The organism is Pseudomonas sp. S2_F03, from assembly GCF_054668335.1.
In genome coordinates, this window is record NZ_CP162759.1 from 5,389,995 (window position 1) to 5,416,846 (window position 26,852).

A 26,852-nucleotide genomic window follows, 5' to 3' on the forward strand; every position below is an offset into this window, starting at 1 on the left:
TCAATAGCCCATTTTTTGCGCGCGGCTGCTGAAGAAGATGCCGCTTGGCGCGGCAGCGGGAAGGGTGCTCAGTTGCTTCAGGCTGTACGGGTCCCAGACTTGAACCTGATCGCCATCGCGTAATGACAGCCATAACTGATCTCCGCGCGCGGTGAACTCCATGTGCAGCACCGCTGGCCCCGGTCGCAAATCGGCGACCACGGCGTGGGTTTCGGTGTCGATGACCTGAACCCGGTCATTGTCCGGGTAGGCGAAATTGACCCACAGTTGCCGACCGTCCGGGCGCGAGGTGACGAACACCGGTTGGCCGGCAACGGGAATGGCAGCGGTCTGCTGCCAGGTGCGTGAATCCATCACCAGCACCTGGTGCCGGCCAACCGCAGGCACGAACGCCTGGTTGTCAGCGACGGCCCAGCCCTCCAGGTGCGGCATTTTGTAGACCGGCAGTTTCGCCTGGCCGCGTCCGTATTCGCCGAGTACTCGCCGCACTCCGCGTTCGGGGTGCCAAAGGTCGAGTTGGGCCATGCCGTCTTCGCCGAACAGGCCGGCCATGTAGTAGCGACCGTCCGGGGTAATCAGCGCGTCGTAGGGTTGCTGGCCGATGGCGGTGAAGCGGCTGATCTTCGGCGACGTTCCCTGGCTGAAGTCGGCCGTCCAGATCTCGCCGGTATCGAACAGGCTGAACACAAAGCGCTGGCCGGGTGCGTCGACCAGGCCGACCACCCGCGAGCGCTTGCTGCCATCGGCCAATGGGGTGGCAGGGATGTCAGCCACCAGTTGCAAGGTGACGGCATCGAAGACCTTGACCCCGCCGGGCACATAGTTGGACACGGCGATCAATTTGCCGTCCTGGCTGATGGCGCCACCGATACTGTTGCCGCCTTGTATGAGTCGATGGTCGATGCGCCGGGTCAGCAAGTCGATCTTGCTCAGGCCGCCGTCGCGACCGAATACATAGGCATAACGCTGGTCGCGGGAGAACACCACCGAGGCGTGGGACAGGTCACCCAGGCCATCGAGTCGGGCCAGTGCCGAGCGGGTATCGCTTTCAATGATTTGCACACTGCCGCTGGCGCGCTCCACGACCACGCCCAGATCACCGGTGCCGCGCAACGGCGGTTGAGTACACGCGGACAACAACAGCCCGGTCGCCGCTGACAGCAGGATTGAACGGATCATGGTGCGGGGTATCCCTTGAGAAGAAGGTCGACTAGCCAACGGATATCATCCGGGCCAAGCAGCGGGGCCCAGCCGGGCATCGCGGTGCCGGGTCGGCCTTGGGAGACGGTGGCAATCAGGCTGTCCCGGGACTTGCCGGCCAGTGCGGTGCGAGTCAGTTCGGGACCCAGCCCGCCGGTCATGTGCAGCCCATGGCAGGCGCCACAGTCCTGGGCCAGCAGGTGTTCGAGTTGTGCCTGACGCTTGGCGTCAGGGGTGGCAACTGCCGTTGCGCAAATGAGGAGGAGGGCCGTCAGAACTGCAGCGTGTCCATACACCATCATGACGCCCTCCGATTGGCTATTTCAGACTCAGGACCCAGGTCGCGAGTGTCTTGGCTTCTTCATCGGTCACCGGGTTGGCCGGCATCGGCATCGGGCCCCAGTTACCTTGCGTACCGTTTTTGATGTGACTGGCCAGGGTGTCCACCGCCCCGGCCACTCCCGCGTTCTTGGCCGCCACATCCTTGAGTGCCGGGCCGACAATCTTGGCGTCGATGGAGTGGCAGGCAGCGCAAGGTTTGCTTTTGAACAGTTCCAGCGCGTCTTGGGCCATGGCCGGTTGCACGCTCAGTGCAGCGGTCAGGGCAAACAGTGAAAGCAGCGTATTTTTCATGGTGTTTCCTTGCATTGATGGCGCTCAATAAATGTCGTGTTGGGTGTTGTAGACGTTGAATTTTCCGGTGGGTGTGATCAGTCGTTTGTCCTTGATGACCGATTTGAGCTTCAGGGTTTTGTCGTCGATCACCACCAGCGCCGATTCGTCTGCCTGGCCGCTCCACACGGAGAACCAGACTTCATCGCCCGCCTTGTTGTATTCCGGCTGCACGACGCGCATCGCCCCTTGCTTGATTCCCGCGTACTCGGCAATGGGCAACACGGTGTAGCCGGCGTCGAGCTTGTCGATGTTGAACACCGCCACTGACTGACTGAGTTTCGCGTCGGGGTTGAGGGTGGTGTCGACATACAAATGACGGGAATTGGGGTGGGTTTTGATGAACAGAGAACCGCCGCCCTGGCCCTTGATCGAGGTGACCTGTTTCCAGGCGTATTGCGGGTGATTGACCGGGTCGGTGCCGATCAGCGAAATCCCCTCGTCGCCCAGGTGGCTGGTGGCCCAGACCGGTCCGTAGGTGGGGTGGTCAAAGTTGGCGCCGCGACCTGGGTGAGGGTTTTGCCGACGTCCACCAGCGCGGTCAATTTGCGCTCTTTGGAGTCGATCACGGCGACTTTGTTGGAGTTGTTGGCGGCGGTCATGAAGTAACGGTGGGAGCTGTCCCAGCCACCGTCGTGCAGGAACGGAGCGGCATCGATATAAGTGATGGAGAGGTTTTTGATGTCCTGGTAATTGACCAGCATGACTTTGCCGGTTTCCTTGACGTTGACGATGAACTCCGGCCATTCGTGGGAAGCGATGATGGCCGCGACGCGGGGCTCGGGGTGATATTCCTGTTTGTCGACGGTCATGCCACGGGTCGAAACGATCTGTTTGGGCTCCAGGGTTTCGCCATCCATGAGGGTGAACTGTGGCGGCCAGTAGGAGCCGGCGATGGTGTATTTGTCTTCGTAGCCCTTGAACTTGGAGGTCTCCACCGAGCGCGCTTCGATCCCCACTTTGACTTCAGCAACCTTGGTGGGCTCCACCGGCCACAGGTCGATCATGTCGATCCGTGCGTCTCGGCCAATCACCAGCAAGTACCGGCCCGAGGCGGAAATACGCGAGATGTGCACCGCATAACCGGTCTCGATCAGCTTGACGATTTTCTTGCTGTCACCGTCGATCAGGGCGATCTTGCCGTCGTCGCGCAACGTCACCGAAAACAGGTTCGGCAGGTTGAGTTTGCTCAGCTGTTTCTTCGGCCGATCCTCGGGTTTGACCAGCACTTTCCAGGTTTTCAGCGTCTCGGCCATGCCCCATTCCGGCGGCGTTGGCGGTGTGTGCTGGATAAACCTGGCCATGGTCGTGATCTGATCCTTGGTCAACGCATTGGACGTCCCCCAGTTCGGCATCCCTGCGGGCGAGCCGTAGGTGATCAACGCTTCCAGATACGGTTGCCCGCGAGACTGGGTGATGTCCGGCGTCAGCGGTTTGCCGGTGGCACCTTTGCGCAACACACCGTGGCAACCGGCGCAGCGCTGGAAGTAAATTTCCTTGGACGCGTCGAAGTCGGCCTGGCTCATGTCGGGAGCGCCGGCCGTTTTGACCATGGACGGATTGGCCGCCGCGGCGGCGGGTGCCTCGGCACTGGTCGCGTGAGTCCCCGCGGCGGCCAGTGCCGAATACAGTGCGGCGACAGTCAGAGCAAACGTTTTTCTATTGCTGATCAGCATTCCATTTCTCCTCAGGCAAGACCTTTGCGATGCGCTGAAACCGCAGCGCAGGACGCAGGTTCTAAGTGCGCTGCAAGGCTATGCCCGAGCAGGCCAATGCTTGCTTGACGGCGATCAAGTTTGCCGGTCATCTCGCTTGCCAGGTTGTCGCAGGGACCCTTAGCGTGTTCCATGAATCCGCTGTTGAATCAGGTGCCCCATGGACCATATCCCGTCTCGCGAAAACAAGGTCGAACCCTTCTACCAACCGCTCAATAATGAGGAGGCGCTGTTCGAACAAGCCTGGCGACACGGCATGCCGGTGCTGATCAAAGGCCCCACGGGCTGTGGCAAGACCCGTTTCGTTCAGCACATGGCCCATCGATTGAACCTGCCGCTGCACACCGTGGCGTGCCATGACGACCTGAGTGCCGCCGACTTGATCGGCCGTCATTTGATTGGTGCGCAGGGCACCTGGTGGCAGGATGGACCGCTGACCCGCGCAGTGCGCGAAGGCGGCATCTGTTACCTCGACGAAGTGGTCGAGGCGCGCCAGGACACGGTGGTGGTCCTGCACCCGTTGGCCGATGATCGTCGGGAGTTGTTTCTGGAACGCACCGGCGAAGTGTTGCAGGCGCCACCATCATTCATGTTGGTGGTGTCGTACAACCCCGGTTACCAGAACCTGCTCAAAGGCATGAAGCCGAGCACCCGTCAGCGCTTTGTGGCGATGCGTTTCGGCTATCCGCCCGTGGCTGAGGAAGAGCGCATTGTCGCCCGGGAAGCGCAGGTGGACAGTGCGCTGGCGGCGCAAGTGGTCAGGCTGGGGCAGGCCCTGCGCCGGCTCGATCAGCATGATCTGGAGGAGGTGGCCTCGACGCGGCTGCTGATTTTTACCGCGCGAATGATCCGCTCCGGGATGAGCCCGCGTGAGGCCTGCATGGCGTGCCTGGCCGAACCGTTGAGCGATGATCCGATGACCGTGGCCGCGTTGATGGGCGTGGTTGATGTCCACTTCGGCTGAGTCCGCAAACGCTTCGCCTGGCCACCTGCCGGGCGATCTGGCGATGTGGTTTTTTATCCTCGCCGAGCTCTCGGTGTTCGCCATTCTGATACTGGTGTTCGCCGTCACCCAAGCCATCAAGCCGCAGATGTTTGGCGAAAGCCGACTGTTGCTCAACACCTCAACCGGTCTGGCGATGACCCTGAGCCTGCTCACTGCCGGGCTGTTCGCCGCCCTGGCACAGGAGCAGGTCCGGCACTCGCGGTCACGCCGTGGCGCGATCTATCTGCTGGCCGCGTTGCTTGCCGCCAGTGTCTATGTGGTGTTGAAAGTCACCGAGTACCGGCACTTGCTGGCCTCGGGGCTGGGCCTTGAGCACAACACGTTTTTTACCCTCTACTGGATTCTCACCGGTTTTCATTTTCTCCATGTCCTGCTCGGCATGTTGATCCTTGGATGGCTGGCCGAGCGGTGCCGTCGTGGCCGCTATGACGCCAGCAACCGCAGCGGATTCGAATCCGGCGTGTTGTATTGGCACATGGTCGACCTGATCTGGGTCGTGCTGTTTCCGCTGGTCTACGTGCTGGGTTGATGAGGTGCCAATGTCTGCTTCCAGGTGGTTGTTTGTCTGCTGGGCCGCACTGACCGCGTTAAGCCTGTGCACGGTGTTGCTGGCGCAGTCCGCGGCGGCGTGGTGGCTGTCCCTTGCGATTTTGCTGGTGGCTGTCGCCAAGGCGTGGCTGATTACGAATGGCTTCATGGAGATGCGCCACGCGCCGCGATTGTGGCGGCGATTGATGATGAGCTGGGCGTTCGTGCTGGCGTTGTTGGTGGGATTGACCTTGCTGGCCATCGTGTAACTCATGTAGCAGCTCGCGCAGCCTGCGTTCGGCTGCGCAGCCGTCGTAAATCCTGCCCCCCGCCTTTAACCTGAATCACTGCAGTGTCACCTCTCACGACTGCTGCGCAGCCGAACGCAGGCTGCGCCAGCTGCTACAGGTGTAATACCTGAGCAAAACCATCGGAGTTTCTTGATCGCCATCAAGCAGATTTCGACCCCTCGCTTCCTAAAATGGACGGGCCAAGCAAAGAGGAAGCGACCATGTCAGAGACCTTCACCAAAGGCATGGCCAGGAATATCTACTTCGGGGGAAGCGTTTTCTTCTTCCTGATATTCCTGGCCTTGACCTACCACACGGAACAAACCTTTCCAGCGCGCAGCAATGAAGCGCAACTCACTGAATCAGTGATCCGCGGCAAGACAGTCTGGGAGCAAAACAACTGCATCGGCTGCCACACGCTGCTGGGCGAGGGCGCCTACTTTGCGCCTGAGCTGGGCAATGTGTTCCAGCGACGCGGCGGGGAGGAGGGCTTCAAACCCTTCCTGCATGCCTGGATGAAAATGCAGCCGCTGAATGTGCCGGGCCGGCGAGCGATGCCGCAGTTCAAGTTGAGTGAGCAGGAGGTGGATGACATCGCCGAGTTCCTCAAATGGAGCTCGAAAATCAACACCAATGGCTGGCCGCCAAACAAGGAGGGCTAAGCGATGAGCATTGCTAATCCACATCTGAAATTCGCCTCGCAAGCCGTGGCCAAACCGTACTTCGTGTTTGCCCTGATGCTGTTTCTCGGTCAGGTGCTGTTCGGTTTGATCATGGGCCTGCAATACGTGGTAGGGGACTTTCTGTTCCCGATCATTCCCTTCAACGTGGCGCGGATGGTGCACACCAACCTGCTGATCGTCTGGCTGCTGTTCGGTTTCATGGGCGCGGCGTACTACCTGATACCGGAGGAGGCCGACCGCGAGCTGCACAGTCCGAAGCTGGCGATCATTCTGTTCTGGGTCTTCGCGGCGGCGGGTGTGCTGACGATTCTCGGCTACCTGCTGGTGCCCTATGCCGGCCTGGCCCGGCTGACCCACAACGAACTGCTGCCCACCATGGGCCGGGAGTTCCTGGAGCAACCGACCATCACCAAGATGGGCATTGTGGTGGTGTGCCTGGGGTTCCTCTACAACATCGGCATGACCCTGCTCAAAGGTCGCAAGACCACCGTCAGCATGGTCATGATGACGGGGTTGATCGGGCTCGCGGTGTTCTTCCTGTTCTCCTTCTACAACCCCGGTAACCTGGCCCGCGACAAGTTCTACTGGTGGTGGGTGGTGCATCTTTGGGTGGAAGGCGTGTGGGAACTGATCATGGGATCGATGCTCGCGTTTGTCCTGATCAAGATCACCGGGGTCGACCGCGAAGTCGTGGAGAAATGGCTCTATGTGATCATCGCCATGGCGCTGATTACCGGGATCATCGGCACCGGTCACCACTTCTTCTGGATTGGTGCGCCCGAGGTCTGGCTGTGGGTCGGTTCAATCTTCTCCGCCATGGAACCGCTGCCGTTCCTGGCCATGGTGGTCTTCGCCTTCAGCATGGTGAAGAACCGTCGCCGGCAACACCCGAATCGCGCGGCCACACTGTGGGCCAAGGGCACCACGGTCACGGCGTTCTTCGGTGCGGGCGTCTGGGGTTTTCTGCACACCCTGGCACCGGTCAACTTCTACACCCACGGTTCGCAACTGACGGCCGCTCACGGTCACCTGGCCTTCTACGGTGCTTACGCCATGATCGTGATGACCTTGATCAGCTACGCCATGCCGCGCTTGCGCGGGTTGGGTGAAGCGGGCGACGAGCGTTCGCAGACACTTGAGATCTGGGGTTTCTGGTTGATGACCCTGTCGATGGTGATGATCACGCTGTTCCTCACCGCAGCGGGTGTCGTACAGGTCTACCTGCAACGCTGGCAGGCCGACGGGATTGCCTTGCCATTCATGGCCACGGTCGAACATCTGCAAGTGCTGTTCTGGGCACGTCTGGGTGCCGGTCTGGGGTTCTTCGCCGGGTTGCTCTGCTACTTGCTCAGCTTCAAGCAACGGGGCCGTGCCGCTTTGCGCGCTCCAGCAGCGGTCGTGCCTTCATGAGCCGGGGCAATCGCTAGAAAAGGTCGGCCCGGCTGATACAGCGGGCCGTTTTTTTTGTGTTCAAGAAGGGCAGCAATCATGGCCTTTACCGTCGAACTGGAAGAGTGGGCCGGCAGTGTCTGGCACCGTTTCATCACCCGGCACGCCAGCCCGGATTTCCCTGAAGCGCGCGTCGAACTGGATACCCGGCAACGCCCGCTGGCCCTGTTGTTTCGCGCCATGGGCGGCGCCAGTGGCATGGGGGTCGAGGCCGCCAGCGACCGCGACCTGCTGCTGCGGCGCAACTTGCTGCAACAGATCGCCGGCACCTGCAAGCAAGTGCCGTTGGCGTGGTGCGATGAGACACACCTTCGCCTGCCGTCGAGCCTCGCTGTCTTCCCGGATGCCGCACTGAACGAGGAACTCTATCGTTGGCTCACGTTGCTGGCGGCGCAGGCCGGCCGCATGCGGCATTGGGGGCGGGACAATCAACGCTGGACGCGATTGCTGTTGCAGCGCTACCCGGCGTTGCGCGCCCGGTACAAGCGACTGGTCGATGCGCACCTGCAATTGCGCCCCGATCCGGCGTCCTTGAACCGCAGCGAAGCGGCGCTGGAACGGGCGTTATGCCAGGCGCTACGCGAGCCGGGCAGTGTCGAGCATTTTCCTCGCAGCGAACGGGCCGCGTGGCCGCTGCCCCTGTGGTTGTACCCGCCACAGCATCTCGCCAGTCCACAGACTGCCGAGCTGGGCGATGAATCCGAAGAGTTCCTGGCGACCCCTCCCGGTGAGCAGAAAAGCGGACGCAAGCGCGCCACACGGATCGATGAAAACACCCGTGATGGCGGGCTGTTGATCGTCCGTCTGGAGAACCTGTTCAGCTGGACCGAACACGTTGACCTGGATCGCTGGTCGGACGACAGCGAAGACCCGGATGCGGCCCGAGTGGCGGACGATCTGGACGAATTGACCCTGTCGCGCACACGCCTGCGCAAGGGCGGTGGTCTCAAGCTGCACCTGGATTTGCCGCCGGCCGATGTCGACGATATTCCCCTGGGCGAGGGGATCCGGTTGCCGGAGTGGGACTACCGGAAAAAACGCCTGCAGGACGACTTCGTCAGCCTGCAAATGATGATCCCCCGCGACTGCGAAGCTCAGCCGCTGCCGCCACGGCTCAAGGCCTCGGCACATCGTTTGCGGCGCCAGTTCGAGCATTTGCGCAACGATCGCCAATGGTTGCGCCAGCAACCCCAGGGCTCGGAACTGGACATGCAGGCCTGGCTGGATTTTCACGTTGAGCGCGCCCATGGCCAGTGCGCCGAACGGGGGCTGTTCATGGAACACCGTCAGGCCCGTCGCGACCTGGCGTGTCTGTTACTGGCCGATGTGTCGATGTCGACCGACGCTCATTTGAACGATGAACATCGCGTCATCGACGTGATCCGCGACAGCCTGCTGTTGTTCGGCGAAACCTTGTCGGCGTTGGGTGATGACTTTGCCCTGTACGGGTTTTCCTCGCTGCGTCGTCAGCAGGTGCGCATGCAGGAACTCAAGTCCTTCACACAACGCTATGACGACACCAGCCGGGGGCGCATTCAAGGGCTCAAACCGGGTTACTACACACGCATGGGCGCGGCGATTCGCCAGGCCACGCACTTGCTCGGCAGCAGCAAGCGGCGCAGCAAACTGTTGCTGCTGCTGACGGATGGCAAGCCCAATGATCTGGATCTGTATGAGGGGCGCTACGGTGTCGAAGACACCCGTGAGGCCGTGCTGGAGGCGCGGCGCCAAGGGTTGACGCCGTTCTGCATCACGATTGACCGTGAGGCCGGGGATTACCTGCCGTACATGTTTGGTGCCAATGGCTACACCCTGATCCGCCAGCCCGAACAGCTGCCGCTGCGGTTACCGCAGTTGTATCGCCAACTGACTCAGGGTTGAAAGGGGGCCGGCACAGCGCAGCATCAAACGATGCTGCGCGGCAGCCAGAAAAACATCGTCACGCAAAAGAGTGTCAGGGCGATGCAGAACCACAGGAATCGACGCTGACGCCGCTCCCCGGCACGCTCGGCCAGTGCAGGCAGAGGCATGCCACATTGGCGGCAATCACTCTGGTGGGGTGGGTTGCCATGTTGGCAATACAGGCAGGCGGGCATGGCGTTTACTCGAACTGTTCCAGGCGCAGGCGATCAAGAATGGCGATATGGCGGCCGTCCTGAGCAATGATGTTTTCATCAATCAAGCGGCGGATAATCCGCGAAAACGTTTCTGGCTGGATCGAGAGATGACCGGCAATCAGTTGCTTGGCCATCGGCAGCTCGAATTGACTGTCAACGGTTTGCTGGCGCACCAGTTGTGTCAGCAGATAACGCACGACCCGGTGGGTGGCATTCTTCAGTGACAGGGTTTCGATTTCATTGACCCGTTGATGCAGGCGCACGCAGAGCTTGCCGAGCAGCGCAAACGTCAGCCGGCTGTTGCTCTGAAGCAGGCGCATGTAGGTGCTGTTGGATAACCGGTAGAGCTGGGTGGGGCAAACCGCTTCGGCCGAGGCCACATAATTCGGCGTGTCCATCAGCATCATCGCCTCGGCGAAGGTCTGCCGATCGCCGAGGACCTCAAACACTTTTTCCTGCCCGTCAGGTGTCAGGCGGTAGATCTTCACCGCCCCTGCAATCACGAAATAGAACGAGTCGGCCGGCTCGCCCTGACGAAACAACGGTTCGCCTTTGTCGATGCTCAGCAATTGGCTGGTACTCATCAATTCATCCAGCTGTTCTTCATTCAACGGCTCGAACAAATGATGACTGCGCAAAATCTGGTGGTGGACGCGATGAAGCACCATAAAAATTCATCCTGAAGGTTGTGCAGGGGTTGGCGAAAAAATCAGACGAGACCCAAAGACACGCCACTGGCGACGGCCACGACGGAGGTCAACACCACGAACCAGGCCAGTGGCTGGAGGATCTTTTTCATGAGGGCTCCCGGGGATCGAGGTTTCTTGGACTTGCTGGGGCTAGAGCAAGACGCGGGCCATCTCTGCGGGCCCTGATTTAGAGGGGTTTTTATGAGTCGGGGTATAAATGACCCTGTGCGTTAGGGTTATAAAAACCATTTAAGGGTTATTTTTACCCTATTGCTGATCCTTTTGTGGTGAGGGCGCTTGCTCCGTCCCCGCAGGAGCGGCGTTCGGACCTTGAACGGTACGCCCCTTGCACACTTGATCTGCGACAAAGGCAATTGATCAGTGATACCCGATGATGGCCCCCAGGATTGACCTCGCGGGCCAGCAACAAGGTAGAGGAGTGGCTTTATGCAAGTGCTTGACCGCCGTAAAGCGATGGCAATCGCGCCGCTGTTACGTCTGGCCTTTCGGCCATTTTTCCTCGCCGGTTGCGGCTTGGCAGTGCTGGTCATACCGCTCTGGCTGGCAGCCTTTAGCGGTTCGATTGCTGATTGGCAGCCGGCCGGTGGGTGGTTGGGCTGGCATCGCCATGAGTTGCTGTTCGGGTTTGGGCTGGCGATTATCGCGGGCTTTTTGCTGACTGCCGTGCAGACCTGGACCAGTCGCCCCGGTATCAGCGGCAAACCGCTGGCGGCTCTGGCGTTGTTGTGGTTGCTGGCGCGCGTGGCCTGGTTGGCCAATGCGCCGTGGCCATTACTGGCCGTACTGGAAATGGCGTTTCCGTTAGCAGTGGCGGCACTCATGGGGTTCACCCTGTGGAAGGTGCGGCAGAAGCGCAATTACCCGATTGTCGTGGTCCTGTTGTTGCTGGCCGTGGCTGACGGATTGTCCCTGCTCGGACTGCTCGAAGGCCATGAAGGCTGGCAGCGCCAAGGCGTGCTGACCGGGATCTGGCTGGTGGCGGCGATGATGGGTTTGATTGGCGGGCGCGTCATTCCGTTCTTCACTCAGCGCGGGTTAGGTCGGGTCGAAGGCGTTGTTGCCTGGCCGTGGCTTGATTGGCTGCTGCTGATCGGTTCGCCCCTCGTGGCGTTGTTGTATGCCGCAGGGCCGGCGCTCAACCCCAATGTCTGGGTCGGCCTGTTGTTCGCGGTGCTGGGGGCGGGGCATCTGGTGCGCCTGGTTCGCTGGCATGACCGGGCACTGTGGCGCGTGCCCTTGTTGTGGTCGTTGCACCTGGCGTATGGCTGGTTGGCGGTGGCGTGCCTGGGAATGGCGCTGTGGCATTTCGGCGCGCCGTTGAGCCCGAGCCTGGCGGTGCATTGCCTGACGATAGGGGCGATGGGCGGCCTGGTGTTGGCGATGATTGCGCGAGTGAGCCTGGGGCATACCGGTCGTGCACTGGAACCGCCGTCGGGCATGACCCTGGCGTTCATTTTGCTCAACCTGGCGTGCCTGAGTCGGGTGGTGTTGATTGTGTTTCTGCCCCTGACCGCGTTGTGGCTGGCGGGGCTGTGCTGGACGCTGGCGTTCGCACTGTACGCCTGGCGCTATGGGCCGATGTTGCTGCGAGCCCGGGTGGATGGCCATCCGGGATAATCAGGCAAACGCAGGGAGGTAATCGGTGATGTATCCCTTTCTATTGGTGATCCACCTGTTGGCGGCCATCGCCTTCATCGGCACGCTGTTTTTCGAAGTGGTCATCTGGCACCGCGCGCGCCAGCAGTTGGCGGACACCGCACAAGTAACGGCGGATCAAGCCATTGCCGTGCGTTCGCGCAAAGTCCTGCATGGCGTGGTGGTGCTGTTGTATGGCGCCGGCATCAGCCTGGCGTGGCGTTACCGAGAAGTGTTGAGCCACCCGCTGGACAGCCGCTTTGGCACGTTGCTGAGCCTGAAAATTCTGCTGGCCCTGAGCATCATTGGTCATTACTTGTTGCTGGCGTACTGGCTCAAAAGCGCGCGGCTGACCACGCTCCGTGCCAGCTGGATTCGTCGCAGCATTCTCGCGCACATGGTGGTGATCGTGATCCTGGCCAAGGCGATGTTTTATTGGGGTTGATTGCACGCAGTCGTTCACAGACAAACCCCGCGTCAACCGATGGGTTGGCGCGGGGTTGGGTGTGACGGGTCAATCGATCAGTGGTGTGGGTTCAGGGCGTTAATGAACAACACGTTGTTTTCCAGATGGATGTGCTGCATCAGGTCGTCCTTGAATTCCAGCAGCCCGCGATAGAGTGCGCGCCAGGTGTTGCAGGCATCGGCGGGCGGGGTGATGTGGTGGGTCAGGGTGAGCATCTGCTCAAGGGCCTGGCCATGTTGATCATGTTCGAAGCGCAGTACCTGAATCGGTGGCGCGGCTTGAGCGCCGATGCCTTGTTGCAGCATCGGGAACAGCACTTGTTCTTCCTTGAGCATGTGGCCTTCGAGTTCTTGCTGCATGTCGGCCAGCAGATCAGCCAGGCCGTTGGGGCAACTGGTGCGGGCGCCGTGCACCTGTTCTACACGGCGGGCCAGGCGGATCAGTTCCGGCAGTTGCTCGCGGTGGCGGGCGTGGTAGCGGGTCAGGAGGTGAGCGATCAGCACATGCGAAGGCTCGTTGCGCCAATCGTGCTGGGTTTCGCCGGCGTCTTGCAGGTCCTGCAGGGCGTCAGCAATCAGCAGTGGATCGAGGCCCTTGCCAAGGGTCGCCTCGCGCAGGCTTTTATGCCCGCCGCAGCAGAAGTCCAGATTGAAGGTATGAAAAATCCGGGTGGCACCGGGAATGTCGCAGGCCAGTTGGCCGAGGCTTTGTTCCAGTAGGGTCTGGCTCATCAGGGTTCCTTTATTTGAGTTTCAACGGTTCCCCAGGCTCGTTGCATCCGGCATGCCATATTTAACTGATTGATAACCATGGATTAATTTTTAGCAGTGGTGAAAAGTACCCTGACGCCTTAGGGTGAATCCAACCATAGAGGGTAATGACTACCATGTTGCGTGAAAGCCTGGCAGCCGACTTGATCGTCGAGTTGCCCAATGCGGTACGGTTGCAACGACTGGTCCAGACCTTGCGTGAATACTTCAACAGCGGTGCCGTGGGGTTGCTGCGTCTGGACGATGACAGCCTCAGGCCGGTGGCGACCGTGGGGCTGGTTCACGAAGCGTTGGGGCGTCGTTTTGTCATCGCTCAGCACCCTCGACTGGCGGCGATCATGGCGTCGCGCGAGCCGGTCTGGTTCGAGCCTGACAGCCGCCTGCCGGACCCCTACGACGGCTTGCTCGACAACCACGTCGGCGAACCACTGCCGGTGCACGACTGCATGGGGGTGAGCCTCTATGTCGAAGGTCGAATCTGGGGGGCGATCACCCTGGATGCATTGCACGCTGGCACCTTCGACAGCCATGCGCACGAGGAACTCAAGCGTTGTACCTTGCAGATCGAAGCGGCCGTGCGGGTGACTCGACTGGAGCAGGAGATCCGCAGTCTGCGTTTGTCGCGCAGCGATCTCCAGGACCTGCGAGTGCCCGTCGAGGAAGGCGAGATTCTTGGGCAGAGCGAAGCCTTGCACCAATTGCTCAACGAACTGGATGTCCTGGGCGACTCCGATTTGCCGGTGCTGTTGCTGGGCGAGACCGGCGTTGGCAAAGAACTGTTCGCCCGGCGCTTGCATCGACTGTCACGGCGTAGCCACAAGCCGCTGATTCAGGTCAATTGCGCGGCATTGCCCGAGTCGCTGGCAGAGAGCGAATTGTTCGGTCATGTCAAAGGCGCTTTCTCCGGCGCCACCAGTGACCGCGCCGGGCGCTTCGATGCCGCCAACGGGGGTACGCTGTTTCTCGATGAGGTCGGTGAGTTGCCTTTGAGCGTGCAAGCGAAACTGCTGCGCACCCTGCAGAACGGTGAGATCCAGCGCCTGGGTGCGGACAAGCCATTGCACGTCGATGTGCGAATCATCGCCGCCACCAACCGGCACCTGCCCGACAGCATCCGCGATGGCTTGTTTCGCGCGGACCTGTACCACCGGCTCTCGGTGTACCCGGTGCCGATTCCGGCCCTGCGCGAACGCGGTAACGACGTGCTGATGCTGGCCGGGCATTTCCTTGAACTCAATCGGGCGCGGCTTGGCTTGCGCGGTTTGCGATTGTCGCCATCGGCCGAGCGGGCGTTGCTGGCTTATACCTGGCCGGGCAATGTGCGAGAGCTGGAGCATGTCATCAGTCGAGCCGCGTTGAAGCAACTCAGTCGCGGCACCAGTCGCACGCTGATCATGACGCTGGAGCCCGAAATCCTGGACCTCGACAGTGCGACCGGTGCCCTCGGGGCGGCTGTCGAGCCTGGCCCGGAAGTGACGTCGGACCTGCCTTTTCAGCCGCTGGGCGAAGCGGTCGACGATTACCAGCGACAAAAAATACGCCAGGCCCTGAGCCTGTCCGGGGAAAACTGGGCCAGTGCCGCGCGACTGCTGGAAGTCGACCCCAGCAACCTGCACAAACTGGCACGGCGTCTGGGGCTCAAGTAGGCAAGGGCGACGTGGCTTCGACGCTGAGTGTTGATGGTGGTCAAGGTGGGCGTGTGCAGTGCCTCGCACACTGGACAAAACCCTAAGGAGATCACGGTCATGCCTCTTTCCCTGGCACAAATGCGCCGGCAATACACCCACCATGGTCTGCAAGACGACGCGACGATGGACGACCCGCTGGTGATGTTTCGGCAATGGATGCAACAGGCCCGCGACACCGAGTGTGCTCCTGTCGAAGCCAATAGCATGATGCTGTCGACGGTCGACAGTGATGGGCGCCCGCACTGCCGGGTCTTGCTGCTCAAGGGCTTGAGCGATGAAGGGTTCACTTTTTTCGGCAATTACCACAGCGACAAGGGGCAGCAACTGGCGGCCAACCCCTTTGCCGCGATGACATTTTTCTGGCCTGGACTGGAGCGGCAGGTGCGTATCGAAGGCCGGGTGTCCAGGCTTGACCCCTCACTGTCGGATGCGTACTTCGATTCCCGTTCCATCGGCAGTCGCCTGGGGGCCTGGGCCTCGCCGCAAAGCCGTCCTCTGGCCGATCGGGCAGCGCTTGAAAGCTTGCTGGCGGACACCATCAAACGTTTTGTCGGCCAGACCGTCCCCAGGCCCGAGCATTGGGGCGGCTACAGTCTGCACCCTGATCGCATGGAGTTCTGGCAGGGGCGCGCCGATCGTTTGCACGACCGTCTGGATTACCGCCTGGTCGACGGTCTGTGGCAGCGCAATCGCCTGGCGCCCTGATGTGCATTGAACTGGACGTGTGGCGACGCACGTCTTGATCCTGACGAGGTACCTCCTTGGAGGAATAGGCTCGTTGGCCATTCCGGTTCAGGCTTGGTCATACCCTCATCTACGGGAAGGCTTGAACATGGCCCATCTGACGCAACGCACGTTTCAACCCTTGAACATTGCCGTGCTGACCATCAGCGACACACGAACTTTTGCCACCGACACCTCCGGGCAGACCCTGGCCGATTTGCTGCAAGCGGCCGGTCATGTGCTGATCGACCGAGGCCTGGTGCCGGACGATATCTATCAGATCCGCGCCAAGGTCTCGCACTGGATCGCCGACCCCGAGGTGCAAGTGGTGTTGATGACCGGAGGCACCGGTTTCACCGCTCGGGACAACACGCCGCAAGCGGTGCTGCCGCTGCTGGACAAGCATGTGGAAGGTTTCGGCGAGCTGTTCCGTCAGGTGTCCCTGGCGGAAATCGGCATGTCCAGTCTGCAGTCGCGCGCCCTGGCCGGGATGAGCAACGGGGTGTTGGTGTGCTGTGTTCCCGGCTCGCCGGGCGCCTGCCGCACCGCCTGGAACCAGATCCTGCTGGAGCAACTGGACAGCCGCACCGGCCCGTGCAATTTCGCCCCTCACCTCAAGCCTCAGGCGCAGCAGGTACTTGAGGCCTGTGAGGTGCGCTCATGACGGGGCGGGTCTGCGACAGCGGCCAGTTGATGCCGGTGGACGAGGCCATCAGTCATCTGCTCGACCAGGCACCACCGCCACCCTCGGTGCAGACGATCCCCCTGGAACACGCTTTGGGGCGAGTGCTGGCGGTGGACATTCACTCTGCGCTGAACCTGCCCGCCTGGGACAACAGCGCCATGGACGGTTTTGCCTTCAGGGCCGCCGACCTGCCTGCGGCGGGGGGCTGGCTACCGTTGACTGGACGCATCGCCGCCGGACAACAGGCGTTCTCGCCCTTGGCGGCGAAAACAGCGGTGCGGATTTTCACCGGGGCGCCGCTGCCGCCGGGTGCTGACACCGTGGTGCCGCAGGAGAGTTGTCAGGTCGAGGGCGACAAGGTCTGGTTGCCGCCGGCAACGGTGGGCGATCACGTGCGCAAGGAAGGCGAGGAAGTCCGCCAGGGGCATCTGTTGCTCATGGCCGGCAAGCGCTTGCGCGCCCAGGAATTGGGGCTGCTGGCCGGTGCCGGGATTGCCCGGGTCGAGGTGTATCGGCCGTTGCGCGTGTGCCTGTTGAGCAGCGGTGACGAGTTGCGCGAACCGGGTGAATCACTGGCGCCGGGGCAGATTTACAACAGCAATCGGTATTGCCTGTCCGCCCTGTTGCGCGGCTGGGGCGTCGAAGTGCATGACTACGGGGTCATGGCCGATGAGTTGGCGGCCAGTCGGCATGCCTTGAGCCTGGCGTCGTCGGAGTGCGATCTGCTGCTGACCTCGGGCGGCGTGTCGGTCGGCGAGGAGGACCATCTCAAGCGGGCCATCGATGAATTGGGCAGCGTGGATTTCTGGCGGCTGGCGATACAACCGGGCAAACCGCTAGCGTTCGGCGAAGTGGCCGGCAAGCCGTGGATTGGCATGCCGGGCAATCCTTCGGCCGCGTTGATCACCGCGTTGGTGGTGGTGCGTCCGTTCCTGCTCAGGGCTCAGGGCGTGAGTCAGGTGATGCCGCGCCCGATGGCGCTGCCGGCCGGTTTCGACTGGCTGCAAAGCAACAAACGCCGACAATACCTGCGAGCCAAACTGGTTCCCGATGCCGACGGGCAATTGCGCGTGGAACTGCATCCGCAGCAGAGCTCGGCCATGTTGACGGCGGCCTGCTGGGCCGATGGCCTGGCCGTCGTGGAGCGCGAGCATCGGGTGCACAAGCACGACAACGTGGCGTTCCTGTCTTTCGCCGACCTGATGCATTGAGGGCAATTGATTGCCGTCAAGGCCGTCGCCGCCGGTCTCGCTAGACTGGCGGCGCACTCGACACTGCGGGCCTGTCCGAAAGACAGGGCGCGGGTCCGGACGTGTTCCTAGATGAGGATTCCCATGCAACTGGTCTGCCCGGCAGGCAACCTGCCTGCGCTCAAAGCGGCGGTGCGCCAAGGCGCCGACGCCGTCTATGTCGGTTTTCGTGATGACACCAATGCCCGCCATTTCGCCGGATTGAACATGGATGACAAGCAGTTCGATGCGGCGGTCGAACACATCCGCCAGCATCAACGCAAACTCTATGTCGCGGTCAATACTTACCCGCAGCCCAAGGGCTGGGAGCGCTGGCAGCGCGCGGTGGATCGCGCCGCCGATTTTGGCGTGGATGCGCTGATCGCTGCTGACCCCGGGGTTCTGGCGTATGCCTGCGAGCGCCACCCGCAACTGACCTTGCACCTGTCGGTTCAGGGCTCCGCGACCCATGCCGCGGCGCTGGCGTTTTATGCGCAGCGCTACAACATTCGTCGTGCGGTGCTGCCACGGGTGCTGTCGTTGGCCCAGGTGCGTCAGGTCGCGGCCAACAGTCCGGTGCCCATCGAAGTCTTCGGCTTCGGCAGTTTGTGCATCATGGCCGAGGGGCGCTGCCACCTGTCCTCCTACATTACCGGTGAGTCTCCCAATTTGTGCGGCGTTCTGTTCGCCGGCCAAGGCCGTACGCTGGAGCGAAGATGCCGAAGGCCTGAGCGCACGGCTCAATGACGTGCTGATCGACCGCTACACCCCTGACGAATCCGCCGGTTATCCGACCTTGTGCAAGGGACGTTTTCTGGTCAACGGCAAGCGCTTCCATGCGCTGGAGGAACCCACCAGTCTCGACACCCTGGACCTGCTTCCGGAGCTCGCGGCCATCGGGGTTGAAGCGGTCAAGATCGAAGGCCGCCAGCGTAGCCCGGCGTATGTCGAGCAAGTCACCCGGGTCTGGCGCGCGGCCCTCGATACCCATCGCGCGTCGCCCAAGAGCTTCAAGGTCAAAGACCAATGGCGCCAGGTGCTGGCCGGTTTGTCCGAAGGCAGCCAGACCACACTGGGTGCCTACCATCGATCATGGCAATAAGGGGCTGAACATGAAGCTGAGCCTGGGACCGGTCCTGTATTACTGGGACAAGGAACAATTGGGGCAATTTTACGCCGAGATGTCGAGCCTGCCCCTGGATGTGATTTACCTGGGAGAAACCGTGTGCTCGAAGCGTCGGGCATTCTCCCTGGATCAATGGCTGGGCCTGGGTCGCGAGTTGCAGGCGTGTAGCCAGGCGCAACTGGTGCTGTCCAGCCTGACCCTGATCGAAGCCGCGTCAGAACTCTCCAGCCTGCGTCGCCTGTGCGACAACGGCGAGTTGCTGGTGGAAGCCAATGACATGGGCGCGGTGCAACTGCTGGCCGAACGCAAGTTGCCGTTTGTGGGCGGGCCGGCGCTGAATCTGTACAACGGTCATGCCCTGACGCAACTGCAAGACAGCGGCATGGTCCGTTGGGTGCCGCCGGTGGAGTGTTCGGCAGCGCTGATTCGCGCAGTGCTTGAACAGGTGCGCGAGCTGGGCCGTGAAGTGCCGCAAGTGGAAGTCTTCGCCTATGGGCATTTACCCCTGGCCTATTCCGCTCGCTGCTTTACCGCCCGGGCAGAAAACCGGCCCAAGGATGACTGCCAGTTCTGTTGCATCAACTACCCCGATGGACTGGCGCTGAGCAGTCAGGCCGGGCAGGCGCTGTTCACCCTCAACGGTATTCAGACGATGTCGGCCGAGGTGACTAATCTGCTGGCCGATTACCCGGGGCTGGTGGCCAGCGGCGCGGACATCGTGCGCTTGAGCCCTCGGGCCCAGGGCATGGTCGAGGTGATTGAGGCCTGGCAACGGGTGCGTCAGGGCGAGGCGCCACCGCTGTTTGTCGATGGCTGCAATGGCTATTGGCATGGCCAGGCCGGGATGTTGCGTGTTGAGGAGGCTGGCCTGTGCTGAAGCGAAAAAAATGGCTGTTGTACGGTGCCGATCGGGTGCTTCCACTGGTTCGTCGGGTGCCCTTTGTGGTGCAGCGTCTGGCGTTGCAGCAGGCGCTCAACCGCTGTCTCGCCGAGCCGTTGCGTGACGGTGAGTTCGACCTGTTGCGCGGTCGCTGGCTGTGCTTGCGCATCCCGGACCTCGGGCTTTGCTGGTACTTGAGTCGATCCCGTGACGGGCTACAGATTGCCGAGCGGGCCGAGGCCGATGTGACCATCAGTGGCAACTGGCGTGAGTTTCTGTTGCTGGCCAGTCGGCAGGAGGACCCGGACACCCTGTTTTTCCGTCGACGCCTGGTCATCGAGGGGGATACCGAATTGGGATTGACCCTGAAGAACCTGATCGACAGCCTCGACCCGGACGTATTGCCTGTCTGGCTGTGGCGCAATCTGGAGCGGGCGGGGAAGGGGTTGGCGGCAGGCTGACCGACACCCATCAACGGAGCGAGCCTGCTCGCTCCGACACGGGTTTTGTTTTGCCCGGCAGGCCTTTTTAGTGGGTTTCGGTTTGCCGGTTTTCAAGCGGCCGGGCATCACTGGCTATCAACTGTTTGATCCCTTCAAACAACTCATCACACTGCGCTTCGGTGCAGTCCTCGGCATAGCGTTTGCGCAGCCCGTAGTGGCTGAGAATCAGGTGTACGTCGGCGTGCAGGCCATGTTGCTTCAAACAGTTTTCGACGCACTGCAAGGGGCAGCCGTCCAGTGCCAGGATCCGGCGTCCCGAGCGTGCCTTGTTGACCAGCGCGCTGACATGCCCACCGACCCCGGCAATGCAGGACATTTCGGCGAGCCCCTGGCGATCCAGGCGCACCGCCAGGGTGTTGGCCAGTTGGGCAACGTTGGAGCAGCCTGAGCAGGAGTAAACCAGAGGCAGGGTGGGTGAGGGCATGAAGGTTCTCCGCAGGTGGACCCGGTCAGTGTGCAAGGCTGTACGCCTTGCGCCTTGATGAGGGTCAAGTCCACCGGTTCAGTTACGGGTGATAAGTCGCCAGTTCGTCTTCCGCGAGGATGCGGATGTTGCGGCGCTCCATGGCGATCAGGCCGCTCTCCACCAGTCGATGCAAAATGCGCGAGAAGGTTTCCGGCTGGATGCCCAGCTTCGAGGCCACCAGGCGTTTGGAGACTTGCAGCACGATCTGGCCGTTGACCGGGTCGCGCTCCTGGAACAGAAAATTGATCACCCGCCGGCTGGCGTTGGTCAGGGTCAGGGTGTCGATGTCCTTGAGGCGCTGATGCAAGTGAATGCTCATGCTCGCCAGGATCGCCAGGCAGACTTTCGGCTGATCTTCCAGGGCGTTGCGATAATGGCTGCCCTCGATGCTGACCAGCACGCAGTCCTTCAGGGCCGTGGCGCTCACCGGGTAAAAACGGATCTGGCTGAACAGCAGGGCCTCGGCAAAGGTTTGCCCGGGCTGGATGATCTCCACCAGGTTTTCCTGGCCTTCGCCGGTGATCCGATAGAGCTTGATCTGGCCGCTGATCAGCAGGAAAAAGCGCTTGGCCGGATCCCCTTGGTGCAGGAGCGTGCTGTGACAACTCAGGCGTTTGAGCGTGGCCAGGCCACAGACTTCTTCAAACACCTTGTCCGGCAATTGCTTGAACAGGTGATGACGACGCAACATTAAAACGGTGGAAGGGTGAGTCAGCATGGCGTACCTCCGCTACCGGTCATGGTAAAGCGTGCTGGCCCCATGGCCTATGCCTCCACCGGACTACCTCCAAAGGGGAATGGTGCTCAGCCTGTGTTGCGCAGATGCTCCATCGCCCACACGGCAGCCTCGACGCGCGAGCGCAGCCCCAGTTTGTGCAGCAGGTTCTTCACATGAACCTTGACCGTGCCTTCGGTGATGCCCAGCTTGTGGCCGATCACTTTGTTGCTCAAGCCGCTGGCGATGGTCTTGAGCACCTGACGCTCGCGTTCGGTCAGCTCGACCTCGGCCTGGCGCGGTGGTGAGCGCAGCGCCTGGGCCATGACCCGGGTCAGGCCCGGGCTGACGACCAGCGCGCCGTCCAGGGCATCGCGGATGTACTGAATCAGCAGCTCGGGCTCCATGTCCTTGAGCAGGTAGCCATCGGCGTCCAGGCGCAACGCATCGCGAATATCGTCTTCGGCATCGGATACGGTAAACAGCAGCACCTTGGCGGTGCAGTGCATGGCCCGCAAGCGTCGCAGGGTTTCAATGCCATTCATTTGCGGCATGTTGTTATCGAGCAGCAACAGGTCAGGTTGCAGCGGCTCGATCATGGCCAGGGCTTCCTCGCCGTGGCTGGCTTCGCCGACAATCAGGAAATCATCTTCAAGTTCGAGCATCTGGCGGATGCCGCGACGCATCATGGGGTGATCGTCGACCAACAGGATCCGGTATTGCGGGGACGGGTTCATGTGACGCTACCTTTTGTGGGTTGTCCGAGAAACTCCGGTCGGAATTCCATCTGGACGAGGGTGCCCTGAGGCTCCCTGGAAACGATCTGCAACTGCCCGTGCAAGCTGCGGGCACGTTCATTCATGATGGTCAGGCCGTGGTGCTCGCGCTGATCGCAACTGTCGCTGAAGCCCCGGCCATCGTCCTCGATCGACAGCCGCACGATCTCGCCGTCCTGGCGCAGTTGCAGCCAGGCGTTTTGCGCGTGGGCATGGCGCAGGCAATTGGAGAGTGCCTCGCGTGTGATCTGGAGGATGTGGATCTGCTCACTGGCGGACATTTCGAACGCCAGGCTGTCGACCTGCAGGTGTACCTGGAACTCGCCCCGGCGGGAAAACTCCTCGGCGGTTTCCTTGAGTTCCGGAATCAGGCCGGCGTCGTGAATCTGCAAGCGGAAGGTGGTCAGCAATTCGCGTAACTGGCGGTAGGCATTGTTCAGCCCTTCGCGCAGTTCCGCGGTGACGTTTTCCAAGGTCTGCACGGGCTCACCCCGACGCATCAGGGTCTGCATGCGGCTGACTTGCAGCTTCATGTACGACAGGGCCTGGGCCAGAGAATCGTGCAACTCGCGGGCAATGATGGTGCGCTCTTCGAGCAACAACAGGCGATGGTCCTGCTCGCGCTGACGCTTGAGCGAGAGCGAGGTGCCGATGAGGTTGGCCAGGGCCTGGATCAGTTGGGTTTCCCAGGCTTGTGGGGCGTGTCCATCGATGAAGTGAGCCCTTGAGTTCGCCCAGTTCGTTGCCCTGGTTGCTGATGCTCAACGTGATCGGGTGGGGTTGAAGATGCTTCTGGCAGGTGGCGCAATTGCTGCTGGCGCAGACCTCCCGGTTGCTGGCGCCATGCAGGGCGAGCAATTGCTGGGCCGGGCCTGCAATTGGCCTTGCAGGCACAGCGACAGGCGCAACTCGGGCAGGCGCGTCTGGAAGCGCCGGATCAATTCGTCCAGGCCCTCGGCGTTGGCCAGGCGTGTGGCCAGGCTGCGACTGCTTTGATACAGCAATTCCAGGGCGGCGTTGGCCTGTTGCAGGTTCAGGGTCTTTTGCAGGACCTGTGTTTCCAGGGTGCGATGAGACTCCTCGATGGTTTCGGCCATGGCATTGAAGCTCATGGCCAACTGTCCCAGCTCGTCTTGAGACTGATGATTGACCCGGGCCTTGAAGTCGCCTCGGCGAAAGCTGTTGGGTGGCCTCGACCAATTCCCCCAGCGGGGTCACCACGCTGCATTGCAGTTCGTACAGGCCAATCAGCAGGACGATCATGGTGGTAAACAGGGCCGCCCCCTGAATCACCTGCTGCCAGGTTTGCTTTTGCTCGCTTTGGCGCTGCAACAGGCTGACGAACCGGTTCAGTTGTTCAACGAAGGACTGGGCGCCGGCCTGAAATGTCGCCGCATCGCCGCGGATCAACGCCGGATGCAAGTCTTCGTTCCAGGTTTGCTGGAGCTGCTGGTAGCTGCGTTGCAAGTCGGGATTGGCGCCGTCGTCCAGCACGGTCTTGAGGGACTGGCTGGTGAGGCGCTGTTGCAGGCTCTGTGCAACGCGGGCGAGTTCTTTGGTGTCGGCCCCCGCGGTCAGTTTCCAGCTCAGGTGATAGGTCTCCATGCGCACCGAGCCTGCGGTGTTGATCGCCGCCGCGTCGCCTTGGCTGAACCAGGCAATCAGGCCAGCGCTCAGCGAACTGGCGAGGGCGAGCACGGCAATCAGGATCACCGCGAGACCTGCGCGCGCGGGCAGGGAGCTGCGCAACCAGCGGATCATTCGCGCAGGCCTTGGGTAAACACGGGAAAATCGGCCATGCAGAGCTCCAGGGGAACAACCGGTGATGGTTTTGCCGCCGAACCCGGCGCACTACCTCTAAAGAGTTGTCGACCGATCGGTGTCAGCAACGCCGTTGAAACGAAACAGCAAGATGCTGATAAACAAAGGGTTTACAGGTTTTTGCGCACTACCTCCTTGGAGGTAGGCTGCGCAAGCATAGGCTTGTGGGCCTCGGGGCTTCGTTGATCCGGATCAAGTTTTGCGGGGTTGGCCTCTCTAGTCTGCCGTCATGGCTAATTGACTGGAGAGCGAGATGACTCAACCGCGTGTACGACAAGGCCTGGTGCTGGGCATGAGCACGCTGGCTTTCACCGTGTGCTTCATGGTGTGGATGATGTTTGCCGTGCTCGGCGTGCCCATCAAGGAGTTGCTCCAGCTCAACGAAACCCAGTTCGGCCTGTTGGCCGCCACCCCGGTGCTTACCGGCTCGCTGGCACGCTTGCCACTGGGCCTTTTGACCGACCGCTTCGGCGGGCGCATCGTGTTTTTCCTGCTGATGCTGTCCTGCGTGTTGCCGCTGTACCTGATCAGCCATGCCACGGCGTACTGGCAGTTCCTGGTCCTGGGTCTGTTCGTCGGCCTGGCCGGGGGCTCGTTTTCCGTCGGTATTGCCTACGTCGCCAAGTGGTTCGACCAGGACAACCAGGGCTTTGCCATGGGCATCTTCGGCGCGGGGAATGCCGGGGCCGCCGTCACCAAGTTTCTCGCCCCGGCACTGATTGCCGCCGGTAGCTGGCAACTGGTGCCGAAAGTCTTCAGCGCGATTCTGTTCATCACCGCGTTGCTGTTCTGGTTCCTCAGTTCAGACAACAAGCAGCATCGCAGTGCCTCGGGCGCGAGTCTTCGCCAGCAGCTTGGCGCACTGAAAGACCCGGCGGTGTGGCGCTATTGCCAGTACTATTCGATCGTCTTCGGTGGCTATGTCGCCCTGGCGCTGTGGATGACGCGCTACTACGTGCAGGAATACGGTTTCAGCCTGCAAAGCGCTGCGCTGTTGGCCGCCTGCTTCTCCTTGCCGGGCGGCGTGCTGCGCGCCGTCGGTGGCTGGATGTCCGATCGTTGGGGCGCGCAAAGCGTGACCTGGTGGGTGTTGTGGGTGAGCTGGATCTGCCTGTTCCTGCTGTCCTATCCGCAGACCCAACTGCAAGTGCAAACCGTCAACGGCCCGCTGGATTTCCACATCGGCCTCAATCCCGCGCTGTTCACCGTGCTGCTGTTCGTCATGGGCATCGCCTTCGCGTTCGGCAAGGCCTCGGTCTTCAAATACATCGCCAACGACTACCCGAAAAACATGGGCGCGGTGTCCGGCATCGTCGGCCTGGCCGGTGGTTTGGGCGGCTTTGTCCTGCCCATTCTGTTCGGCGCGCTGATGGACCTGACCGGCGTGCGCTCCTCCTGCTTCATGTTGTTGTACGGCGTGGTCTGGGTGTCCCTGGCCTGGATGTACTTCAGCGAAATACGCCGCCGCCCGCTGCTCGGCAAGCCGCTCGTGGCAAACGCGACTCAGATTTCCAGCATTGCTCAAGGAGACAACCATGTCCGTACTGCAAAAGCCTGACAAGGGGCCGGTCATTCATGACTGGCGCCCGGAAGATCCCGAGTTCTGGGGCCGTAGCGGTAAACAGACGGCGACGCGCAACCTGTGGATTTCCATTCCCGCACTGCTGCTGGCGTTTGCCGTGTGGATGGTCTGGAGCACGGTGATCGTGCGCCTGAACGCCATCGGTTTCAGTTTCACCACTGACCAGTTGTTCTGGCTGGCCGCGTTGCCGGGGTTGTCCGGTGCGACCCTGCGGATTTTCTACTCGTTCATGGTGCCGATTTTCGGCGGCCGCCGCTGGACCGCCCTGAGTACGGCTTCGCTGGTGCTGCCGGCGTTGTGGATGGGGTTTGCCGTGCAGGACCCGAGCACGTCTTACAGCGTGTTTGTGTGGATTGCATTGCTGTGCGGTTTCGGCGGCGGCAACTTCGCGTCGAGCATGTCCAACATCAGCTTTTTCTACCCTAAATCCCAGCAGGGAACGGCCTTGGGACTGAACGCCGGCCTGGGCAACCTGGGGGTTTCGGTCATGCAGTTCAGTGTGCCGCTGGTGATCACCTTCGGGGTGTTCGGCGTCCTCGGCGGCCAGCCGCAAACACTCGAAGACGGCAGTCAGCTGTGGCTGCAGAACGCGGGCTTCATCTGGGTGCCCTTCATCATTGCGGTGACCTTGCTGGCCTGGTTCTGCATGAACGATTTGTCCAGCGCACGGGCCTCGTTCAGCGAGCAGGCAGTGATTTTCAAGCGCAAGCACAACTGGCTGATGTGCTGGTTGTACCTGGCCACTTTCGGTTCGTTCATTGGTTTCTCCGCAGCCTTTCCGTTGCTGATCAAGACCGCGTTTCCCGAAGTCGTTGCGCTGAAATTTGCCTTCCTCGGCCTGTTGGTAGGCGCACTGGTGCGGCCATTGGGCGGTTTGGCTGGCGGACAAGCTCGGCGGTGCGCGGGTCACCCTGTGGAACTTCGTGCTGATGATTGTGATGGTCTTCGGCGTCCTGCACTTCCTGCCGCAGAACGGCACCGGCGGCAACTTCTACGGTTACCTCGGCATGTTCATGCTGCTGTTCATCACCACTGGCGTGGGCAACGGCTCCACGTTCCGCATGATCCCGGTGATCTTCCGCACCCTGCATGAAAAAGCGGCTGCCGGGAAGGCGCCGGAGGTCCGTGAACAGGCCCTGAAAAATGCTGGCAAAGAGTCGGCCGCCGTCCTGGGCTTCAGCTCGGCCATGGGCGCCTTCGGGGCGTTCTTCATTCCCAAATCCTTTGGCACATCCATGGCCCAGACCGGCGGCCCGGAGATGGCCTTCTACATGTTCGTCGGCTTTTACCTGAGTTGCATTGTGGTGACCTGGTGGTGGTACGCCCGAAAAGGTGCTGCGACGCCCTGCTGACAGAAACCGAATCCAAACCTTGCACGGGCGGGGCATAGAACCCCGCAGCAAGCCTGAGAGGAAAG

Annotated in this window: 24 protein-coding genes and 4 pseudogenes; 17 read left to right on the plus strand and 11 right to left on the minus strand. The window is 61.4% G+C overall.

Annotated features, from left to right (window positions below; all coding sequences use genetic code 11):
- The 4 genes and pseudogenes from AB4N76_RS25350 to AB4N76_RS25365 all read right to left on the minus strand — a co-directional run bounded on the left by AB4N76_RS25350 (position 1) and on the right by AB4N76_RS25365 (position 3,548).
- Positions 1–1,179 carry a cytochrome D1 domain-containing protein gene (locus AB4N76_RS25350; RefSeq protein ID WP_460163713.1) on the minus strand — a complete coding sequence of 393 codons (1,179 nt, stop codon included), beginning with the start codon at positions 1,177–1,179 and terminating at the stop codon, positions 1–3.
- On the minus strand, positions 1,176–1,502 hold the full coding sequence (locus AB4N76_RS25355; RefSeq protein WP_046028104.1) for a c-type cytochrome: 327 nt from the start codon (positions 1,500–1,502) through the stop codon (positions 1,176–1,178). The genes AB4N76_RS25350 and AB4N76_RS25355 overlap by 4 nt, the downstream gene beginning before the upstream one ends.
- A 16-nt stretch (positions 1,503–1,518) precedes the next feature.
- Positions 1,519–1,833 carry a c-type cytochrome gene (locus AB4N76_RS25360; RefSeq protein WP_046028102.1) on the minus strand — a complete coding sequence of 105 codons (315 nt, stop codon included), beginning with the start codon at positions 1,831–1,833 and terminating at the stop codon, positions 1,519–1,521.
- A 24-nt stretch (positions 1,834–1,857) separates the two neighbouring features.
- Positions 1,858–3,548 (minus strand): annotated as a pseudogene (locus AB4N76_RS25365) (cytochrome D1 domain-containing protein).
- 199 nt (positions 3,549–3,747) lie between these two features.
- Here AB4N76_RS25365 and AB4N76_RS25370 point away from each other — a divergent pair.
- The 6 genes from AB4N76_RS25370 to AB4N76_RS25395 all read left to right on the plus strand — a co-directional run bounded on the left by AB4N76_RS25370 (position 3,748) and on the right by AB4N76_RS25395 (position 9,424).
- A complete protein-coding gene (locus AB4N76_RS25370) occupies positions 3,748–4,551 on the plus strand; it encodes a CbbQ/NirQ/NorQ/GpvN family protein (RefSeq protein WP_046028099.1) in 804 nt (267 codons plus the stop codon).
- A complete protein-coding gene (locus AB4N76_RS25375; RefSeq protein ID WP_046028098.1) occupies positions 4,535–5,122 on the plus strand; it encodes a cytochrome c oxidase subunit 3 family protein in 588 nt (195 codons plus the stop codon). The genes AB4N76_RS25370 and AB4N76_RS25375 overlap by 17 nt, the downstream gene beginning before the upstream one ends.
- Positions 5,123–5,132: 10 nt before the next feature.
- Positions 5,133–5,390 carry a cytochrome C oxidase subunit IV family protein gene (locus tag AB4N76_RS25380; protein WP_109787022.1) on the plus strand — a complete coding sequence of 86 codons (258 nt, stop codon included), beginning with the start codon at positions 5,133–5,135 and terminating at the stop codon, positions 5,388–5,390.
- Positions 5,391–5,632: 242 nt separating this feature from the next.
- The gene (locus tag AB4N76_RS25385; RefSeq protein WP_046028094.1) at positions 5,633–6,073 is read left to right on the plus strand and encodes a c-type cytochrome; all 441 of its coding nucleotides are present in this window, start codon (positions 5,633–5,635) and stop codon (positions 6,071–6,073) included.
- 3 nt (positions 6,074–6,076) lie between these two features.
- Positions 6,077–7,504, plus strand: a complete 1,428-nt coding sequence (locus AB4N76_RS25390; protein ID WP_046028092.1) for a cbb3-type cytochrome c oxidase subunit I — start codon at positions 6,077–6,079, stop codon at positions 7,502–7,504.
- A 78-nt stretch (positions 7,505–7,582) separates the two neighbouring features.
- The gene (locus AB4N76_RS25395) at positions 7,583–9,424 is read left to right on the plus strand and encodes a VWA domain-containing protein (RefSeq protein ID WP_460163714.1); all 1,842 of its coding nucleotides are present in this window, start codon (positions 7,583–7,585) and stop codon (positions 9,422–9,424) included.
- A gap of 23 nt (positions 9,425–9,447) precedes the next feature.
- Here the strand turns inward: AB4N76_RS25395 and AB4N76_RS25400 are convergent, their stop codons facing one another.
- Entirely contained in the window at positions 9,448–9,639 is a 192-nt protein-coding gene (locus AB4N76_RS25400; RefSeq protein WP_046028089.1) for a hypothetical protein, read from the minus strand.
- 5 nt (positions 9,640–9,644) lie between these two features.
- Positions 9,645–10,328 (minus strand): Crp/Fnr family transcriptional regulator, encoded by a 684-nt coding sequence (locus AB4N76_RS25405; RefSeq protein ID WP_046028087.1) that lies wholly within the window; start codon positions 10,326–10,328, stop codon positions 9,645–9,647.
- A gap of 468 nt (positions 10,329–10,796) precedes the next feature.
- On the opposite strand from AB4N76_RS25405, the gene AB4N76_RS25410 reads away from it, so the two are divergent.
- Together AB4N76_RS25410 and AB4N76_RS25415 are read left to right on the plus strand one after the other, a co-directional pair.
- Positions 10,797–11,987 (plus strand): NnrS family protein, encoded by a 1,191-nt coding sequence (locus tag AB4N76_RS25410; protein WP_046028086.1) that lies wholly within the window; start codon positions 10,797–10,799, stop codon positions 11,985–11,987.
- 28 nt (positions 11,988–12,015) lie between these two features.
- Entirely contained in the window at positions 12,016–12,450 is a 435-nt protein-coding gene (locus AB4N76_RS25415) for a membrane protein (RefSeq protein WP_046028085.1), read from the plus strand.
- A gap of 77 nt (positions 12,451–12,527) precedes the next feature.
- Here AB4N76_RS25415 and ytfE read toward each other — a convergent pair whose 3' ends face one another.
- On the minus strand, positions 12,528–13,202 hold the full coding sequence (gene ytfE / locus AB4N76_RS25420) for an iron-sulfur cluster repair protein YtfE (RefSeq protein ID WP_046028084.1): 675 nt from the start codon (positions 13,200–13,202) through the stop codon (positions 12,528–12,530).
- A 155-nt stretch (positions 13,203–13,357) separates the two neighbouring features.
- On the opposite strand from ytfE, the gene norR reads away from it, so the two are divergent.
- From norR to ubiT, 7 genes and pseudogenes are all read left to right on the plus strand, one after another.
- Positions 13,358–14,887, plus strand: coding sequence for a nitric oxide reductase transcriptional regulator NorR (norR, locus tag AB4N76_RS25425; protein WP_223523414.1), 1,530 nt, complete (start codon positions 13,358–13,360; stop codon positions 14,885–14,887).
- Positions 14,888–14,986: 99 nt separating this feature from the next.
- Entirely contained in the window at positions 14,987–15,634 is a 648-nt protein-coding gene (gene pdxH, locus AB4N76_RS25430; RefSeq protein WP_077430429.1) for a pyridoxamine 5'-phosphate oxidase, read from the plus strand.
- A gap of 127 nt (positions 15,635–15,761) precedes the next feature.
- Positions 15,762–16,316 carry a molybdenum cofactor biosynthesis protein B gene (gene moaB / locus AB4N76_RS25435; RefSeq protein WP_046028081.1) on the plus strand — a complete coding sequence of 185 codons (555 nt, stop codon included), beginning with the start codon at positions 15,762–15,764 and terminating at the stop codon, positions 16,314–16,316.
- Positions 16,313–17,548 carry a molybdopterin molybdotransferase MoeA gene (locus tag AB4N76_RS25440; protein ID WP_077430428.1) on the plus strand — a complete coding sequence of 412 codons (1,236 nt, stop codon included), beginning with the start codon at positions 16,313–16,315 and terminating at the stop codon, positions 17,546–17,548. Before moaB ends, AB4N76_RS25440 begins: the two co-directional genes overlap by 4 nt.
- Before the next feature lie 123 nt (positions 17,549–17,671).
- Positions 17,672–18,668 (plus strand): annotated as a pseudogene (gene ubiU, locus AB4N76_RS25445) (ubiquinone anaerobic biosynthesis protein UbiU).
- A 10-nt stretch (positions 18,669–18,678) separates the two neighbouring features.
- Positions 18,679–19,569 (plus strand): U32 family peptidase, encoded by an 891-nt coding sequence (locus AB4N76_RS25450; protein WP_046028078.1) that lies wholly within the window; start codon positions 18,679–18,681, stop codon positions 19,567–19,569.
- A complete protein-coding gene (ubiT, locus tag AB4N76_RS25455) occupies positions 19,563–20,033 on the plus strand; it encodes a ubiquinone anaerobic biosynthesis accessory factor UbiT (RefSeq protein ID WP_046028076.1) in 471 nt (156 codons plus the stop codon). The genes AB4N76_RS25450 and ubiT overlap by 7 nt, the downstream gene beginning before the upstream one ends.
- A 67-nt stretch (positions 20,034–20,100) precedes the next feature.
- Here the strand turns inward: ubiT and AB4N76_RS25460 are convergent, their stop codons facing one another.
- From AB4N76_RS25460 to AB4N76_RS25475, 4 genes and pseudogenes are all read right to left on the minus strand, one after another.
- Positions 20,101–20,499: a putative zinc-binding protein gene (locus tag AB4N76_RS25460; protein ID WP_046028075.1), complete on the minus strand. Its 399-nt coding sequence runs from the start codon at positions 20,497–20,499 to the stop codon at positions 20,101–20,103.
- Positions 20,500–20,581: 82 nt separating this feature from the next.
- Entirely contained in the window at positions 20,582–21,259 is a 678-nt protein-coding gene (locus AB4N76_RS25465) for a Crp/Fnr family transcriptional regulator (RefSeq protein WP_046028074.1), read from the minus strand.
- 86 nt (positions 21,260–21,345) lie between these two features.
- Complete coding sequence (gene narL / locus AB4N76_RS25470; RefSeq protein ID WP_046028073.1) at positions 21,346–21,993, minus strand: two-component system response regulator NarL; 648 nt, start codon at positions 21,991–21,993, stop codon at positions 21,346–21,348.
- Positions 21,990–23,793: pseudogene (locus AB4N76_RS25475) on the minus strand (HAMP domain-containing protein). The gene narL and the pseudogene AB4N76_RS25475 overlap by 4 nt, the downstream one beginning before the upstream one ends.
- A gap of 313 nt (positions 23,794–24,106) precedes the next feature.
- Here AB4N76_RS25475 and AB4N76_RS25480 point away from each other — a divergent pair.
- Both AB4N76_RS25480 and AB4N76_RS25485 read left to right on the plus strand, forming a co-directional pair.
- Positions 24,107–25,411 (plus strand): MFS transporter, encoded by a 1,305-nt coding sequence (locus AB4N76_RS25480; protein WP_046028070.1) that lies wholly within the window; start codon positions 24,107–24,109, stop codon positions 25,409–25,411.
- Positions 25,389–26,787 (plus strand): annotated as a pseudogene (locus tag AB4N76_RS25485) (NarK family nitrate/nitrite MFS transporter). Before AB4N76_RS25480 ends, AB4N76_RS25485 begins: the two are co-directional and overlap by 23 nt.
- Positions 26,788–26,852: the final 65 nt, after the last annotated feature.